Annotated in this window: 16 protein-coding genes; 8 read left to right on the top strand and 8 right to left on the bottom strand. The window is 61.2% G+C overall.

Translation table 11 applies throughout. The features are described 5' to 3' along the window. Positions 1-2 precede the first annotated feature (2 nt). Together sdhD and sdhC are read right to left on the bottom strand one after the other, a co-directional pair. Positions 3-371: a succinate dehydrogenase, hydrophobic membrane anchor protein gene (gene sdhD, locus Q8O96_RS00695; protein ID WP_011060049.1), complete on the bottom strand. Its 369-nt coding sequence runs from the start codon at positions 369-371 to the stop codon at positions 3-5. Next, on the bottom strand, positions 365-751 hold the full coding sequence (gene sdhC / locus Q8O96_RS00690; RefSeq protein WP_015634665.1) for a succinate dehydrogenase, cytochrome b556 subunit: 387 nt from the start codon (positions 749-751) through the stop codon (positions 365-367). Before sdhC ends, sdhD begins: the two co-directional genes overlap by 7 nt. Positions 752-1101: 350 nt before the next feature. On the opposite strand from sdhC, the gene gltA reads away from it, so the two are divergent. Continuing rightward, positions 1102-2391 carry a citrate synthase gene (gene gltA / locus Q8O96_RS00685; RefSeq protein ID WP_011060047.1) on the top strand — a complete coding sequence of 430 codons (1290 nt, stop codon included), beginning with the start codon at positions 1102-1104 and terminating at the stop codon, positions 2389-2391. Between the two features lie 307 nt (positions 2392-2698). Here the strand turns inward: gltA and Q8O96_RS00680 are convergent, their stop codons facing one another. The 3 genes from Q8O96_RS00680 to Q8O96_RS00670 form a co-directional block, all read right to left on the bottom strand. Continuing rightward, entirely contained in the window at positions 2699-4357 is a 1659-nt protein-coding gene (locus tag Q8O96_RS00680) for a cation acetate symporter (RefSeq protein ID WP_102863972.1), read from the bottom strand. Beyond that, positions 4354-4665 (bottom strand): DUF485 domain-containing protein, encoded by a 312-nt coding sequence (locus tag Q8O96_RS00675; RefSeq protein WP_102863973.1) that lies wholly within the window; start codon positions 4663-4665, stop codon positions 4354-4356. Before Q8O96_RS00675 ends, Q8O96_RS00680 begins: the two co-directional genes overlap by 4 nt. Before the next feature lie 190 nt (positions 4666-4855). Further along, positions 4856-5707: a glycine betaine ABC transporter substrate-binding protein gene (locus Q8O96_RS00670; protein ID WP_102863974.1), complete on the bottom strand. Its 852-nt coding sequence runs from the start codon at positions 5705-5707 to the stop codon at positions 4856-4858. A 330-nt stretch (positions 5708-6037) separates the two neighbouring features. Between Q8O96_RS00670 and Q8O96_RS00665 the strand changes: the two genes are divergently transcribed. Beyond that, the gene (locus Q8O96_RS00665; protein ID WP_102864109.1) at positions 6038-7591 is read left to right on the top strand and encodes a beta (1-6) glucans synthase; all 1554 of its coding nucleotides are present in this window, start codon (positions 6038-6040) and stop codon (positions 7589-7591) included. A gap of 32 nt (positions 7592-7623) precedes the next feature. Here the strand turns inward: Q8O96_RS00665 and Q8O96_RS00660 are convergent, their stop codons facing one another. Further along, on the bottom strand, positions 7624-7989 hold the full coding sequence (locus Q8O96_RS00660) for a hypothetical protein (RefSeq protein WP_102863975.1): 366 nt from the start codon (positions 7987-7989) through the stop codon (positions 7624-7626). A 234-nt stretch (positions 7990-8223) separates the two neighbouring features. Here Q8O96_RS00660 and Q8O96_RS00655 point away from each other — a divergent pair, with 234 nt between their 5' ends. Together Q8O96_RS00655 and Q8O96_RS00650 are read left to right on the top strand one after the other, a co-directional pair. Then, a complete protein-coding gene (locus Q8O96_RS00655; protein WP_102863976.1) occupies positions 8224-9522 on the top strand; it encodes a serine/threonine protein kinase in 1299 nt (432 codons plus the stop codon). Beyond that, positions 9515-10303, top strand: a complete 789-nt coding sequence (locus Q8O96_RS00650) for a VacJ family lipoprotein (RefSeq protein ID WP_102863977.1) — start codon at positions 9515-9517, stop codon at positions 10301-10303. The genes Q8O96_RS00655 and Q8O96_RS00650 overlap by 8 nt, the downstream gene beginning before the upstream one ends. 51 nt (positions 10304-10354) lie before the next feature. On the opposite strand, the gene Q8O96_RS00645 is transcribed toward Q8O96_RS00650, so the two are convergent. After that, complete coding sequence (locus Q8O96_RS00645; RefSeq protein ID WP_305948216.1) at positions 10355-11278, bottom strand: DUF808 domain-containing protein; 924 nt, start codon at positions 11276-11278, stop codon at positions 10355-10357. Between the two features lie 168 nt (positions 11279-11446). On the opposite strand from Q8O96_RS00645, the gene Q8O96_RS00640 reads away from it, so the two are divergent. Further along, entirely contained in the window at positions 11447-12055 is a 609-nt protein-coding gene (locus Q8O96_RS00640; protein ID WP_305948215.1) for a TetR/AcrR family transcriptional regulator, read from the top strand. Positions 12056-12205: 150 nt separating this feature from the next. Here Q8O96_RS00640 and Q8O96_RS00635 read toward each other — a convergent pair whose 3' ends face one another. Then, positions 12206-12646, bottom strand: coding sequence for a heme-binding protein (locus Q8O96_RS00635; RefSeq protein ID WP_102863980.1), 441 nt, complete (start codon positions 12644-12646; stop codon positions 12206-12208). A 268-nt stretch (positions 12647-12914) separates the two neighbouring features. Between Q8O96_RS00635 and gcl the strand changes: the two genes are divergently transcribed. The 3 genes from gcl to Q8O96_RS00620 all read left to right on the top strand — a co-directional run bounded on the left by gcl (position 12915) and on the right by Q8O96_RS00620 (position 16638). Further along, entirely contained in the window at positions 12915-14690 is a 1776-nt protein-coding gene (gene gcl / locus Q8O96_RS00630; protein ID WP_102863981.1) for a glyoxylate carboligase, read from the top strand. A gap of 147 nt (positions 14691-14837) precedes the next feature. Then, entirely contained in the window at positions 14838-15620 is a 783-nt protein-coding gene (hyi, locus tag Q8O96_RS00625; protein WP_102863982.1) for a hydroxypyruvate isomerase, read from the top strand. A 124-nt stretch (positions 15621-15744) separates the two neighbouring features. Beyond that, complete coding sequence (locus Q8O96_RS00620; RefSeq protein WP_102863983.1) at positions 15745-16638, top strand: 2-hydroxy-3-oxopropionate reductase; 894 nt, start codon at positions 15745-15747, stop codon at positions 16636-16638. Positions 16639-16655 lie beyond the last annotated feature (17 nt).

Genomic DNA, 16655 nt, shown 5'->3' with positions numbered 1-16655 from the left:
AATCAGATACCCCAGAGAATCTGCACACCCCAGACGAAGTAAGCGAACATTGCAACGCCGCATACTGCCTGGAAAAGGAAACGCACTGCTGTCGCCGACTTGCCCAGCGCCATCGGCGTCAGGTAGTCAGTCGAGATGGTCCACATGCCGACCCAGGCGTGAGCGCCCAGGGCCACCATGGCCAGCAGACTGAAGATACGCATCCAGTTGTTTGCGAACAGGCCATGCCACTGGGTGTAGTCAATGCCCGGATTCGCTACGAGGTATCCGATCAGGAAAATGAAATAAGCCGCGAGAACGACCGCAGACACACGCTGTGCCATCCAGTCATAAAGGCCCGAACGCGACAGGTTCGTAACGCTGGTTACCATATCCAAACTCCCGCCAGAACGATTACCACCACGGATACGGCGATAACGATTTTCGAGCCCAGCTTGCCGCCTTCCAGCGTCTCACCGATGCCCATGTCCATAATCAGATGGCGTACACCGGCCACCAAGTGATACAGCAAGGCGGACAGGAGGCCCCACGCAACGAATTTGGCCAGCGGACTGGTCAAGCACGCCTTCACCTCGGCATAGCCTTCCTCGGAGCCCAGGGATTTGCTCAATGCATAAAGCATGATGCCGATGCCCAGGAAGAGGATGATGCCGGAAACACGGTGAAGAAACGACGTAACGCCGGTGATGGGGAGTTTGATGGTCCTTAGGTCTAGGTTTACAGGTCGTTGGCTATTCACGGCTTTTTTCACACTGAAGAGCCCCTAACAATCAGGGCAAAGTTGTTGGGGAGTGCACTGGTCAGGTAACCACTACCCAGGGAGTGCGACCCCCAATAAAGCGGGCCCAGAAGCCTACGGAGGTCGGTGGCCGAGTATAGACAGTTAGGCTACTAATGACAACGCAAACACCTTCCCCTAATAGCTGATTGCGTTAGCCTTATAAAAGGCGTAAATGGCGCTGAATTTCGCTAAAAAATCCCTCCCAAAGCCTTCTGGGACAAGACTTTAGGCAAATTGACATTCAGATTTATCTCACTATAGTGGTGCGGGCCCTGCGTGGGGGGTCTGTCTGATGATTTCAAGCATAAATAGGAGGCCACATGGCTGACAAAAAAGCGCAGTTGATCATCGAGGGCGCAGCCCCCGTCGAGCTGCCCATTTTAACCGGCACCGTTGGTCCCGATGTAATTGATGTTCGGGGCCTGACGGCCACGGGCCGCTTCACTTTTGACCCGGGTTTCATGTCGACCGCCTCCTGCGAGTCGAAAATCACCTATATCGACGGCGACAACGGCATTCTGCTGCACCGCGGCTACCCGATCGAACAGCTGGCTGAAAAGTCGGACTACCTGGAAACCTGCTACCTGCTGCTCAACGGTGAATTGCCCACCGCCGAACAGAAGGCCCAGTTCGTCAGCACCGTGAAAAACCACACCATGGTTCACGAGCAGCTGAAGAGCTTCTTCAACGGTTTCCGCCGCGACGCCCACCCAATGGCGGTAATGTGCGGCGTAGTGGGTGCACTCTCGGCGTTCTACCACGACTCCCTGGACATCAATAACCCGCAGCACCGCGAAATTTCCGCCGTGCGCCTGGTCGCCAAGATGCCGACCCTGGCAGCGATGGTTTACAAGTACTCCATGGGCCAGCCGATGATGTATCCGCGCAACGACCTGTCGTACGCGGAAAACTTCCTGCACATGATGTTCAACACCCCGTGCGAGATCAAACCGATCAGCCCGGTACTGGCCAAGGCGATGGACCGGATCTTCATCCTCCACGCCGACCACGAACAGAACGCCTCGACTTCCACCGTACGCCTTGCCGGCTCCTCGGGCGCCAACCCGTTCGCCTGTATCGCTGCCGGTATCGCCGCGCTCTGGGGCCCTGCCCACGGCGGTGCCAACGAAGCCGTACTGACCATGCTCGACGAAATTGGCGATGTCTCGAACATCGACAAGTTCATCGCCAAGGCCAAGGACAAGAACGATCCGTTCAAACTCATGGGCTTCGGTCACCGCGTGTATAAAAACCGCGACCCGCGCGCCACCGTAATGAAGCAGACCTGCGACGAAGTCCTGAAAGAACTGGGCATCAACAACGATCCTCAGCTCGAACTGGCCATGCGCCTGGAAGAGATCGCCCTGACCGATCCGTACTTCATTGAACGCTCCTTGTACCCGAACGTCGACTTCTACTCGGGGATCATCCTCAAGGCGATCGGCATTCCAACCAGCATGTTCACCGTGATCTTCGCCCTGGCGCGGACCGTCGGCTGGATCTCCCACTGGAAGGAAATGCTCTCCAGTCCTTACAAGATCGGCCGTCCTCGTCAGCTGTACACCGGCTACGAATCGCGCGACATCACCAAGCTGGAAGACCGCAAGTAAGACCTGCCTTGCGCACACGTCTTAGCTGCACCGGATACGGCCTCTAACAGAGGTCGTATTTGTTTCTGCTCCCCTCCCCTCACCTCCCCCCTGTCGGAGCCGGCTTGCCGGCGAAGAACTCCGCAGCCCTGCCTCCCCCTCGAATATGCCTTCGCTGGCACGCCAGCTCCTTGTATCTCGACCATCGCTGCGCCCGCAGTCGAGGGTATCTGAACAGGGCGTGCAGACAAAAAAATGCCCCGATCTTTCGAACGAGGCATTTTGCTACTACACAGCTTCTATATAGAAGCCGATACACAGGCCGAGCTTAGTGCGACACCGCCCCACTGGCGCCCAGGCCGGTCTGCGAACGCACGAACTGCGGGAAGAACAAGGCCCGCTCATTGGCCGCCGAGGCCGATTTGTCAGTGATGGAGAAGAACCAGATACTGACAAAGGCAATGATCATCGAGAACAGCGCCGGGTACTCGTACGGGAAGATTGCCTTCTCGTGGTGCAGGATCTGCACCCAGATGGTCGGACCGAGAACCATCAATGCCACCGCACTGACCAGGCCCAACCAGCCGCCAATCATGGCGCCACGCGTGGTGAGCTTCTTCCAGTACATGGAAAGCAGCAGCACCGGGAAGTTGCAACTGGCAGCGATGGAGAACGCCAGGCCCACCATGAACGCAATGTTCTGACTCTCGAAGAGAATGCCCAGGCCGATGGCCAGCACGCCCAAGGCCACGGTAGTGATCTTGGAAACGCGAATCTCATCCTTCTCGTTGGCCTTGCCCTTCTTGATCACACTGGCATAGAGGTCGTGGGACACCGCCGAAGCACCTGCCAGGGTCAGGCCCGCCACTACCGCCAGAATGGTGGCGAAAGCCACCGCCGAGATGAAGCCGAGGAACACGCTGCCGCCCACCGCATTGGCCAGGTGCACCGCCGCCATGTTGTTGCCACCCAGCAAGGCGCCTGCGGCATCCTTGAAGGCCGGATTGGTGCTCACCAGCAGGATCGCGCCAAAGCCGATGATGAAGGTCAGGATGTAGAAGTAACCGATGAAGCCAGTGGCATAGAGCACGCTCTTACGGGCTTCCTTGGCATCGCTCACGGTGAAGAAGCGCATCAGGATATGCGGCAGGCCGGCAGTACCGAACATCAGCGCAAGCCCCAGGGAGAATGCCGAGATCGGGTCCTTCACCAGACCGCCAGGGCTCATGATCGCCTCACCTTTGGGGTGAACCTTGATCGCCTCGGAGAACAGGGTGTTGAAATCGAAGTTGACGTGCTTCATCACCATCAGCGCCATGAAGGACGCACCGGACAGCAGCAGCACTGCCTTGATGATCTGTACCCAAGTGGTGGCCAGCATGCCGCCAAACAGCACATACAGGCACATCAGGATCCCCACCAGGATCACCGCCACATGGTAGTCGAGGCCGAACAGCAGCTGGATCAGCTTGCCGGCACCCACCATCTGCGCGATCAGGTAGAACGCCACCACCACCAGCGAACCACAGGCCGACAGAGTGCGGATCTGAGTCTGCCCGAGGCGATAGGACGCCACGTCGGCAAAGGTGTACTTGCCCAGGTTGCGCAGGCGCTCGGCGATCAGGAACAGAATGATCGGCCAGCCCACCAGGAAGCCAATGGAGTAGATCAGGCCGTCATAGCCGGAAGTGAACACCAGCGCGGAAATCCCCAGGAAGGACGCCGCCGACATGTAGTCACCGGCAATCGCCAGGCCGTTCTGGAAGCCGGTGATCTTGCCACCCGCGGCGTAATAGTCGGCAGCCGACTTGTTACGCTTGGAGGCCCAGTAAGTGATGCACAGGGTGGCCCCGACGAAGACCACGAACATCACGATCGCCGAGACGTTGAGGGGTTGCTTGTGGACTTCGCCAGTCAAAGCGTCTGCGGCCCACAGGGCAGGAGCGAAAGCGGCAAGACCGAGTGCTGCGAATAGACGTCGGATCATTGCTGAGCCTCCTTCAGGATCGCATTGTTCAGGTCATCGAACTCGCCGTTGGCGCGTCGCACATAGATACCGGTCAGGATGAAGGCCGAGACAATCAAGCCGACACCAATGGGAATGCCCCAGGTGATGGATGAAGTTGGACTGAGTTTGGCGCCCAGGATCTGCGGACCGTAAGCGATCAACAGAATGAAGCCCGAGTAAAGCCCAAGCATGATCGCCGAGAGAATCCAGGCGAACCGCTCTCGCTTACTGACCAGCTCCTTGAAACGCGGGCTGTTTTGAATCGAGAGGTAAATGCTGTCGTTCATTGTTTTTATCCTCGCAGCACAGATTTTAGGTAGAACCTAATCCACTCTATGCGGCTGTGAGGCAGGTTCCAGACGACCTTAGTATTAGAACGACATTAGCCACCTCGCCAACTTCCCCCCCAAAAAAACACAAGGCCGGCCGCTGATTTCAGCGGCCGGCCTCACAACCCTCGCTCTAGACGCCTGACGGCTATTTAGCAGTCCACTCGGCAACCCGCTCCGGGTGCTTGCTCACCCAGTCCTTGGCTGCCACATCCGGTTTTGCGCCATCTTGAATGGCCAGCATGACCTCGCCGATTTCATCCTTCGACGCCCACTGGAACTTCTTCAGGAACGCTGCCACCTCTGGCGCCTTCTTCTCCAGGCCCTTGCTGCCGATGCTGTTGACGGTTTCAGCGGCGCCATACACCCCTTTCGGATCTTCGAGGAAGCGCAGTTTCCACTTGGCGAACATCCAGTGCGGTACCCAGCCGGTCACGGCGATGGATTCCTGCTTATCCTCGGCCCGGGTCAGTTCGGCGATCATCGCCGCACCGGAACTGGCCTGCAGCTTGTAGTCCAGGCCGTAGTCCTTGATCGCCTGGTCGGTCTTGAGCATCACCCCTGAACCGGCGTCGATGCCGACAATCTTGTTCTTGAAGCTGGTATCGGTCTTGAGATCCTCAATGGTCTTGGCCTTGACGTACTCCGGCACGATCAGACCGATCTTGGCGTCCTTGAAGTTGGGACCGTAGTCGACAACCTTGTCCTTGTTCTTGGTCCAGTATTCGCCGTGAGTCACCGGCAACCAGGCCGAGAGCATGGCATCGAGCTTGCCGGTGGCCACGCCCTGCCACATGATCCCGGTCGCCACCGCTTGCAGTTTGACGTCGTAACCGAGCTTCTGCTTGATCACCTCCGCCGCCACATAGGTAGTCGCCACGCTGTCGGACCAGCCGTCGACGTAGCCGATGCTCAGGGTTTTGCTGTCGGCACTGGCCAGAGTGGAGCTGATGGCAAGTACCAGTGCGGCACCTGCGCCTAAGAGTCGTCGCATCTTCATCGTTACTTCCCCGAAAAGTGCAGTGCCAGGCGGCTGCCGGGCACGTCAACGTATGGTTATGGTGCTCAGCGCCCCCATCACGCCTCACCGCGAACGCGTTCGATCATCAGCGGAGTACTGATGCTTCGATCATCAACCCGCCACCGCCCGCGACCTGCTCTGCCTGCGACCTCAAGGCAACCAGCAACGACATCAGATAGCCAGTAACCAGGTGCTGCGACCTCCCCGACTAAGGGCCCGCCCAAACTTTGCATGTCAAAATCATGCAGGCCACCAAGCTATGGACAAATGCGGGTAAGATGCCCCGCTTTGTTCCACTACGGCCTGACCATGTCCGCCACAGCCCGCTTCCCCACCCTCGCTTATCTGTTCGCCTGCCTGCTCGGCCTGCTGGCCCTTGGTAGTTACTGGTACGGCCTTGGCCGGCCGGTGTCGCTGCCGGACGTCGCCAGCGCCAGCCACAAACTGCAATGCGCCTCCTATACGCCGTTCGACAAGGACCAATCGCCCTTCGACCAGCCGTTCAAACTGCGCCCCGAACGCATGGACGCCGACCTGGCATTGCTGGCCACCCGCTTCGAATGCATCCGCACCTATTCCATGACCGGCCTCGAAGCCCTGCCCGAGCTGGCGCGCAAGCACGGCCTGAAGCTGATGATCGGCGCGTGGGTCAATAGCAACCCAGTAGACACCGAGAAAGAAGTCGACCTGCTGATCGCCTCGGCCAATGCCAACCCGGATGTCGTCAGCGCGGTGATCGTCGGCAACGAGGCGCTGCTGCGCAAGGAAGTCACCGGGCCGCAACTGTCGCGGCTGATCCTCAAGGTCAAGGCCGGGGTCAAGCAGCCGGTCACCTATGCCGATGTCTGGGAATTCTGGCTCAAGCACCCGGAGATCGCGCCAGCGGTGGACTTCCTCACCATTCACCTGTTGCCGTACTGGGAAGACGACCCCTCGAACATCGACGCGGCCCTGAACCACGTGGCCGAGGTACGCCAGGTATTCGGCAACCGCTTTGCCCCAAAGGACGTGATGATCGGTGAAACCGGCTGGCCCAGCGAAGGCCGCCAGCGGGAAACGGCGCTGCCGAGCCGAGTCAACGAGGCCAAGTTCATTCGTGGCTTCGTTGCCCTGGCGGAACACAACGGCTGGCACTACAACCTGATCGAAGCCTTCGATCAGCCCTGGAAACGCGCCAGCGAAGGCGCAGTCGGCGGTTACTGGGGGTTGTTCGATGCCGATCGCCAGGACAAGGGCATCCTCGCAGGCCCGGTGTCCAACCTGCCTTACTGGCCACAATGGCTGGGGGCGGGCGCAGTGATATTCCTCGGCACCCTGATCCTGGGTGGCCGGGTTCGCAGCCGACGCGCTGCGCTGCTCTTGCCGCTGCTGGGCGCATTGGCGGCGTGCACCATCGGTACCTGGGGCGAACTGGCGCGGGTCACCAGCCGCTTCACTGGCGAATGGTGCTGGGCCGGACTGCTACTGGGCCTGAACCTGCTGATTCTGGCCCATGCCACCCTGGCCTTGAGCCCTCGCGAAGGCTGGCGTCTGCGGGCCTTCAATGCCCTGGAAAAGCGTGCAGGCTGGTTGCTGGCAACGGCAGGATTCGCCGCCGCGGTGATGATGCTGGAGCTGGTGTTCGACCCGCGCTACCGCAGCTTCCCGAGCGCGGCCCTGCTGCTGCCGGCGCTGGTCTACCTGTGCCGCCCGGTGCGCGTGCCACGCCGCGAAATCGCCTTGCTGACCTTTATCCTGGGTGCCGGCATCGCTCCGCAGCTGTATCAGGAAGGCCTGGCCAACCAGCAGGCCTGGGGCTGGGCTCTGGTCAGCCTGCTGATGGTGGCCGCGCTGTGGCGCAGCCTGCGGGCCCGCATCGCCTGAACTACAGCCCTAGCCGCAGGTTTCGCCTGCGGCTAGGGCTTGGCGGCGCGCACCAGGCGCAAGGCCGCAATCACCACCGCAAACACCGCCAGCGTAGTGTTATACAAGGCCAGGGCCGGAATGCCCGCCAGCAAGGCCAGCACCGCCAGCCACCAGCCCGCCCGACCGGGCACGACAAACCCCAGCAGCGCTGCGCCCAAGGCACTCCAGCCCAGCACCTTGAAGTGGATCATCCAGCCCAGGCTGGAACGTAGCGAACACTCCCAGCGACCGGCCTCATCGACACAGACGCCCACCCACCGAGCATCCTCCATAAAGCCATAGCGCAGGCCATAACTGGCGGCCAGCCACAGCGGCAGGACAACGAGCAGCACAATCACGGGAAGGCGGCGGGACATGAAACACTCCGAACAATCAAAACGGCGCCCAGCATAATCGCCCACGGACGCTTGGCAAGCACGACGCACAGATAACTGTTCAGCAAATAGCGGCAAAGTGTATCGTCCGACTACTATCACCCCCCAACTGGCCTGTGGCCGGGGTTATTTGTGCCCACCCATGGCACTTCGGCAGCAGCGCGGTGGTCATAGCCTGCGAACCTCATTCGGTACCTTCCTTCTAGGGATACAGTCATGCTTCGTTCCTTGCGCCTCGCTGCCCTGTTCGGCGGCCTTATCCTGAGTGCGTCCGCACTGGCGGTGGATGTCGACCCGGCCAGCTATGGCTACCCGTTGACCAACCCCTTTGAAGCCACCATCGCCACCACCCCCCCGGAGCTGCGCCCGGAACTGCCCGCCAACGATGACATCCGTCAGTCCGACTACAGCCTGAACCTGCGGCCGGAGCGCGAGTTCATCCTCCCAGACAATTTCTGGGCGGTGAAGAAGCTCACCTACCGCATCGCCACCCAGGACCACGCCGCGCCACTGATCTTCCTGATCGCCGGCACCGGCGCGCGCTACGACAGCAGCCTCAACGAGTACCTGAAGAAGCTCTACTACAAGGCCGGCTACCATGTGGTGCAGCTATCCTCGCCCACCAGCTTCGACTTCATTACTGCCGCCTCGCGCTTCGCCACCCCCGGGGTGAGCCAGGAAGACGCCGAAGACATGTACCGGGTCATGCAGGCCGTACGGGCCCAGCACCCCAAGCTGCCGATCACCGAGTTCTACCTCACCGGCTACAGCCTCGGCGCCCTGGACGCGGCGTTCATCAGCAAACTGGATGAGACCCGACGCAGCTTCAACTTCAAGAAGGTGCTGCTGCTCAACCCGCCGGTCAACCTCTACACCTCGATCACCAACCTCGACAAACTGGTACAGACCGAGGTCAAGGGCATCAACAACAGCACCACCTTCTATGAACTGGTGCTGGGCAAGCTGACCCGCTACTTCCAGCAGAAGGGCTACATCGACCTCAACGACGCCCTGCTCTACGACTTCCAGCAGTCCAAGCAACACCTGACCAACGAACAGATGGCCATGCTGATCGGTACCTCCTTCCGCTTCTCGGCAGCAGACATCGCCTTCACCTCGGACCTGATCAACCGCCGCGGCCTGATCACCCCGCCCAAGTACCCGATCCGCGAAGGCACCAGCCTTACCCCGTTTCTCAAGCGCGCCCTGCAGTGCGACTTCGACTGTTACCTGACCGAACAGGTGATCCCGATGTGGCGCGCCCGCACCGACGGCGGCAGCCTGCTGCAACTGATCGACCAGGTAAGCCTCTACGCCCTGCAGGACTACCTCAAGGCCAGCCCGAAGATTGCCGTGATGCATAACGCCGATGACGTGATCCTCGGCCCCGGCGACCTGGGCTTCCTGCGCAAAACCTTTGGCGACCGCCTGACCGTCTACCCCCATGGCGGGCATTGCGGCAACCTCAACTACCGCGTCAACAGCGACGCCATGCTGGAGTTCTTCCGTGGCTAAACATCTCCTGCTTATCGCTGCGTTGCTCTGCGCAGGCTATGCCCAAGCCGACAACAGCAAGGCCCACACCCCCACGGTTCAGGACCCCGACGGCTTCACCGAGCCGTTGAAGAAACTCAAGTTCAACCCGGGGCTGGACCAGCGCGAGTTCGAGCGTTCGACCCTCAATGCACTGAATATCTATGACCCGCTGGAGTCATGGAACCGCCGGGTCTACCACTTCAACTACCGCTTCGATCAATGGGTGTTCCTGCCGGTGGTGGACGGTTATCGCTATGTGACCCCGAGTTTCCTGCGCAGCGGGGTCAGCAACTTCTTCAATAACCTCGGCGACGTCCCGAACCTGATGAACAGCCTGTTGCAGTTCAAGGGCCAGCGCTCAATGGAAACCACCGCGCGCCTGCTGCTCAACACCACCATCGGTGTTGCCGGCCTGTGGGACCCGGCGACCAAGATGGGCCTGCCGCGCCAAACCGAAGACTTCGGCCAGACCCTGGGCTTCTATGGCGTGCCCGCGGGGGCCTATCTGGTGCTGCCGATCCTCGGTCCGTCGAACCTGCGGGACACCGCGGGGCTGGCGGTGGACTACACCGCCGAATCGGCGATCAACTTCCTCAACGTCTCGGAAGTCAGCAGCAATCACCCCGAGATCTGGGCGCTGCGTGGTGTCGACAAGCGCTACCAGACCAGCTTTCGCTATGGCCAGCTGAACTCGCCGTTTGAATACGAGAAGGTGCGCTACGTGTACACCGAATCGCGCAAACTGCAGATCGCCGAGTAACCTGCTGTACCGGTTGCCGACCGCAAGAGCGGCAACCGGCTGACTCGGATCTCAGCCGCGCAAGGCACGCCAGCCTTTGCCCAGTAGCGTCACGGCCAGCAGTACCAGCCCACCGGCAATGATCCCGGCCACGGCATTGAGCAGGGTCGGCATGATCACCGACACCGGGCCCATGACGGCGGCACTACGCTCGGCCAGGCCCTCGATCAGATGGTGCACGGCAGGTACGCCGTGGGTGAGGATGCCGCCACCCACCATGAACATCGCCGCCGTGCCGATCACCGACAGACTCTTCATCATCCACGGCGCCGCTCGCAGGATGGCACCACCGACGCGTTTGGCCAGGGCGCCCGGTTTCTGCGCCAGCCACAACCCCAGGTCATCGAGCTTGACGATGCCCCCCACCAGACCGTAGACGCCAACGGTCATGACAATCGCAATCCCCGAGAGCACCACCACCTGCTGGCTCAGGGAGGCGCCTGCCACCGTGCCCAGAGTAATAGCGATGATTTCCGCGGAAAGGATGAAGTCGGTACGAATCGCGCCCTTGATCTTGTCCTTCTCAAAGGCCACCAGATCCACCTGAGGGTCTGCCAGCGCCTGCAAGGTCCGCTCATGTTCGGCCGCATCGTCGCCGTGGGGCAGGTACTTGTGCGCCAGCTTCTCGAAGCCTTCGAAACACAGGTAGGCCCCGCCGATCATCAGCAACGGCGTCACCAGCCAGGGCGCCAGGGCACTGATGGCCAGCGCCGCCGGCACCAGGATCAATTTGTTGCGAAACGAGCCCTTGGCCACGGCCCAGACCACGGGAATTTCCCGCTCCGCGCGAACCCCGGAAACCTGCTGGGCATTGAGCGCCAGATCGTCGCCCAATACTCCGGCGGTCTTCTTCGCCGCCATCTTGGTCATCAAGGCTACGTCATCAAGAACTGCGGCGATGTCGTCGATCAAAACCAGCAAACTGCTTCCTGCCATGGGCCAGGCTTCCCTGCGTGAAATAAGGCGCGCAGCATAGCGCGTCAAAGGCCGGACAAGCGAGATGTCAGAAGCAGGAAAACCGCGGCCAACGGGCATTCTTGAGCCCCTCGCGACCCCGGTGCTACCATGCGCAACCGCCCGAACAGGCAAGGAATCCCCCGGTTTATGAGCACCATCCGCGAGCGCAATAAAGAACTGATCCTGCGGGCCGCCAGTGAAGAGTTTGCCGACAAGGGCTTTGCAGCGACCAAGACCAGCGACATCGCCGCCAAGGCCGGGTTGCCCAAGCCCAACGTCTACTACTACTTCAAGTCCAAGGAAAACCTCTACCGCGAGGTGCTGGAAAGCATCATCGAACCGATCCTCCAGGCTTCCACTCCGTTCAATGCCGACGGCGTACCCAGTGAAGTGCTCAGCGGCTACATCCGCTCGAAGATCCGCATCTCCCGCGACCTGCCTTATGCCTCCAAGGTGTTCGCCAGCGAAATCATGCACGGTGCGCCGCACCTGAGCCCGGACCAGGTGGAACAGCTCAACGCCCAGGCCAAGCACAACATCGAATGCATCCAGACCTGGATCGATCGCGGCCTGATCGCCCCGCTCGACCCCAACCACCTGATGTTCAGCATCTGGGCCGCGACCCAGACCTACGCCGACTTCGACTGGCAGATCTCGGTGGTCACCGGCAAGAGCAAACTTGACGAAGACGACTACGAAGCCGCGGCGCAGACCATCATCCGCCTGGTGCTCAAAGGCTGTGAACTGGATCGCTGATCGCGTTTCGGCCCCTTCCCGTGCATTTGTGTTGTTGCTGCAAACTGCGCACAGGAATATCAAGACACCAGTAAGGTCCTGCGGACCTTTTCGCAGCCTCGCGGGCTCGGCAGCGGCTACGGGCCAGGGCCGGGCCCGCGAGGTTAAGGGCTAAGCGCTGACGCCGGCGTCAGCCGCCAGCCCCTGAGCCTCGATCGCGCTGATCGCGCATTGCTCATCGATGTCCGAGGTATCGCCACTGATGCCGATCGCTCCCAGCACCGCCCCCGCCTGATCCCGAATCAACACCCCGCCCGGCGCGGGCACCACGCTGCCCTGTCCCAGGCCATTCAACGCACCGATGAACGCCGGGCGCTGCTGCGCATCCAGCGCCAGCAGGCGCGAGCCCTTGCCCAGGGCTACCGCGCCCCAGGCCTTGCCGATGGCGATCTGCGGACGCAACAGGCTGGCGCCATCCTCCCGTTGCAGGGTCACCAGGTGCCCGCCGGCATCCAGCACCGCGATGGTCAGCGGGGCCGCGTTGATCTTGCGCCCCGCATTGATGGCCTGATTGGCCAGGTTGACTGCGACTTTCAAGGTTAAAGCGCTCATGGGTGCCGTCCTTATCTTGTTATTGAGAAAGCCTGGTGGAAGCTTCTTGCAGGAGAAGTCCGATGCAGCAAATAGAACACAATGAATTTATTTTTTGTATACAATAATTCGAGAAAGGTAGCTCATGCGACAAAAGGACGCCGGTTTATAGGGCCCCATCGAAAGCCGCTACCGTTCAAGAAAATGGATTGACCTGCGCCATCCGCCGTGAATACACTTTGCGCAAAACCACTTGTATACAATTACAAAACGCAAGAGGCACAAAACCATGAGCAAAATGAGAGCAATCGAAGCCGCCGTTCTGGTGATGCGCCGTGAAGGGGTCGATACCGCTTTTGGCATCCCGGGTGCCGCCATCAACCCGCTGTATTCCGCGCTGCAGAAGGTCGGAGGCATCGATCACGTCCTCGCTCGCCACGTCGAAGGCGCCTCGCACATGGCCGAGGGCTACACCCGCACCAAGGCCGGCAACATCGGCGTGTGCATCGGCACTTCCGGCCCGGCCGGCACCGACATGGTCACCGGCCTGTACAGTGCCTCGGCCGACTCGATCCCGATTCTCTGCATCACCGGCCAGGCGCCCCGGGCCCGCCTGCACAAGGAAGACTTCCAGGCCGTGGACATCACCAGCATCGTCAAGCCGGTGACCAAGTGGGCCACCACCGTGCTGGAACCGGGCCAGGTGCCCTACGCCTTCCAGAAAGCCTTCTATGAAATGCGCTCCGGCCGTCCTGGTCCGGTGTTGATCGACCTGCCGTTCGACGTGCAGATGGCGGAGATCGAATTCGACATCGACGCCTACCAGCCACTGCCTCTGGCCAAACCGGCGGCCACCCGGCTGCAGGCGGAAAAGGTTCTGGCCCTGCTGGACCAGGCCGAACGCCCGTTGCTGGTGGCCGGTGGCGGTGTGATCAACGCCGATGCCAGCGATCTGCTGGTGGAGTTCGCCGAACTGACCGGCATTCCAGTGATCCCGACCCTGATGGGCTGGGGCACCATCCCTGACGATCACCCACAGATGGTGGGCATGGTCGGCCTGCAGACCTCCCATCGCTACGGCAACGCCACCCTGCTCAAATCCGACACGGTGCTGGGCATCGGCAACCGCTGGGCCAACCGCCACACCGGCTCGGTGGACGTCTACACCGAAGGCCGCAAGTTCATTCACGTGGACATCGAGCCAACCCAGATCGGCCGGGTATTCACTCCGGACCTGGGCATCGTCTCCGACGCTGGCAGCGCCCTGACCGTGCTGCTGGAAGTGGCTCGCGAATGGCAGACCGCCGGCAAGTTGAAAGATCGCAGCGCCTGGCTGCATGACTGCCAGCAGCGCAAGGCCAGCCTGCATCGCAAGACCCACTTCGACAACGTGCCGGTCAAGCCGCAACGGGTCTACGAAGAGATGAACCAGGTCTTCGGCAAGGACACCTGCTACGTCAGCACCATCGGCCTGTCGCAGATTGCCGGTGCGCAATTCCTCCACGTCTACAAGCCACGCCACTGGATCAACTGCGGTCAGGCCGGCCCATTGGGCTGGACCATCCCCGCCGCCCTCGGCGTGGTCAAGGCCGATCCGAACCGCCAGGTGGTGGCCCTGTCCGGCGACTACGACTTCCAGTTCATGATCGAAGAGCTGGCAGTAGGAGCACAGTTCAACCTGCCGTACATCCACGTGGTGGTGAACAACTCCTACCTGGGGCTGATCCGCCAGGCCCAGCGCGGCTTCGAGATGGACTACTGCGTGCAGCTGTCCTTCGACAACCTCAACGCGCCGGAGCTCAACGGCTACGGCGTGGACCACGTCGCGGTCGCCGAAGGCCTGGGCTGCAAGGCCCTGCGGGTGTTCGAACCCAAGGACATCCAGCCGGCCCTGCGCCAGGCCCAGGAAATGCTCCAGACCTTCAAGGTACCGGTGGTCGTGGAGATCATCCTGGAGCGCGTGACCAACATTTCCATGGGCACCGAAATCAACGCGGTCAACGAGTTCGAAGACCTGGCGCTGGTGGGCAACGACGCCCCTACCGCCATTTCCCTGCTCGACTAAACCCTGTAGCCGCGCCTCCAGGCTGCCATCAGGTTCACAGAACCTGGCCGGGATCTGCCCCGCACCCTCTTCAAGAGGCACTGCCGGGGCAACTCGACTGCAGCCTTGGCCTGCTCTACAGGCTTCACCGATTCACAGGAGACCACCATGCCGCGTTTTGCCGCCAACCTGTCCATGCTGTTCACCGAACAGGACTTCCTCGCTCGCTTCAAGGCCGCCGCCGATGCCGGTTTCAGCGGCGTCGAATACCTGTTCCCCTACGAATTCAGCTCCGCCGAGATCAAGGCGCAACTCGATGCCCACGGCCTGACCCAGGTGCTGTTCAACCTGCCCGCCGGCGACTGGGGCAAGGGTGAGCGCGGGATCGCCTGCCTGCCCGACCGGGTCGAGGAATTCCGTGCCGGCGTCGACTTGGCCATCGCCTACGCGCAGGTCCTGGGCAACACCCAGGTCAACTGCCTGGCCGGCATCCGTCCCCAGGGGGCTGACGCCGCGCTGCTGGAAAAGACCTTCGTCGCCAACCTCAAGTACGCCGCCGACAAACTGCAGGCGGTCGGCATCAAGCTGGTGATGGAAGCCATCAACACCCGCGACATTCCCGGCTTCTACCTCAACAACACCGCCCAGGCGCTGTCGATCCGCGAACAAGTGGGCAGTGCCAACCTGTTCCTGCAGTACGACATCTATCATATGCAAATCATGGAAGGTGACCTGGCGCGGACCATGGCCAACCACCTCAGCCAGATCAACCACATCCAGCTGGCAGACAACCCTGGACGCAACGAACCCGGCACCGGCGAGATCAACTATCGCTTCCTCTTCGAGCACCTGGACAGCATCGGCTACCAGGGCTGGGTCGGCTGCGAGTACAAACCGCTGACCACCACCGAAGCGGGCCTCGGCTGGCTGAAAACCCACAACGCAATCTGACCCTGGACCTGCGTAGGAGCCGGCTTGCCGGCGAACAGGCCCGCAAGCCTTGCAGCGGCCCTTGCGGCCACCTGCGCTGGCCAGCCAGCTCCTGCAAGGTCCGTTTGAATAGAGGATTTTTATCATGGCTAAAATCGGATTTATCGGCACCGGCATCATGGGTCATCCCATGGCGGCAAACCTGCAGAAAGCCGGCCACTCCCTGCTGCTCTCGGAACACCACGGCAAGGCCCCGGCCGACCTGATCGCCGCCGGCGCGGTGGCCCTGGCCTCGCCCAAAGAAGTGGCCCAGGAAGCCGAATTCGTCATCATCATGGTGCCCGATACCCCTCAGGTCGAAGACGTGCTGCTGCGTGCCGACGGCGTTGCCGCCGGGATCGGCAAGGGCAAGATCGTCATCGACATGAGCTCCATCTCCCCCACCGCGACCAAGGCCTTCGCCGCCAAGATCAACGAGAAAGGCGCGCAGTACCTGGACGCACCGGTATCCGGCGGTGAAGTCGGGGCCAAGGCCGCGACCCTGAGCATCATGGTCGGCGGTGACAGCCAGGCCTTTGAGCGCGCCTTGCCGCTGTTCCAGAGCATGGGCAAGAACATCACCCTGGTGGGGGGCAACGGTGACGGTCAGACCGCCAAGGTGGCCAACCAGATCATCGTCGCCCTGAACATCCAGGCCGTGGCCGAAGCCCTGCTGTTCGCCTCGAAGAACGGTGCCGATCCGGCCAAGGTGCGTGAAGCGCTGATGGGCGGTTTTGCCTCCTCGAAGATCCTCGAAGTGCACGGTGAACGCATGATCAAGGGCACCTTCGATCCAGGCTTCCGCATCAACCTGCACCAGAAGGACCTGAACCTGGCCCTCAGTGGCGCTCGCGAGCTGGGGATCAACCTGCCCAACACCGCCAATACCCAGCAAGTGTTCAGCACCTGCACCGCTATTGGTGGCGGCAACTGGGACCACTCGGCCCTGATCAAGGGCCTGGAACACATGGCCAACTTCTCGATCCGCGATAAGCACTAAGCAGCATCCGTAGCCGC

Source organism: Pseudomonas sp. LPH60 (assembly GCF_030718165.1).
In the GTDB taxonomy this organism is placed as follows: Bacteria; Pseudomonadota; Gammaproteobacteria; order Pseudomonadales; family Pseudomonadaceae; genus Aquipseudomonas; species Aquipseudomonas danubii.
This window is presented reverse-complemented; position numbering and strand designations above follow the sequence as displayed.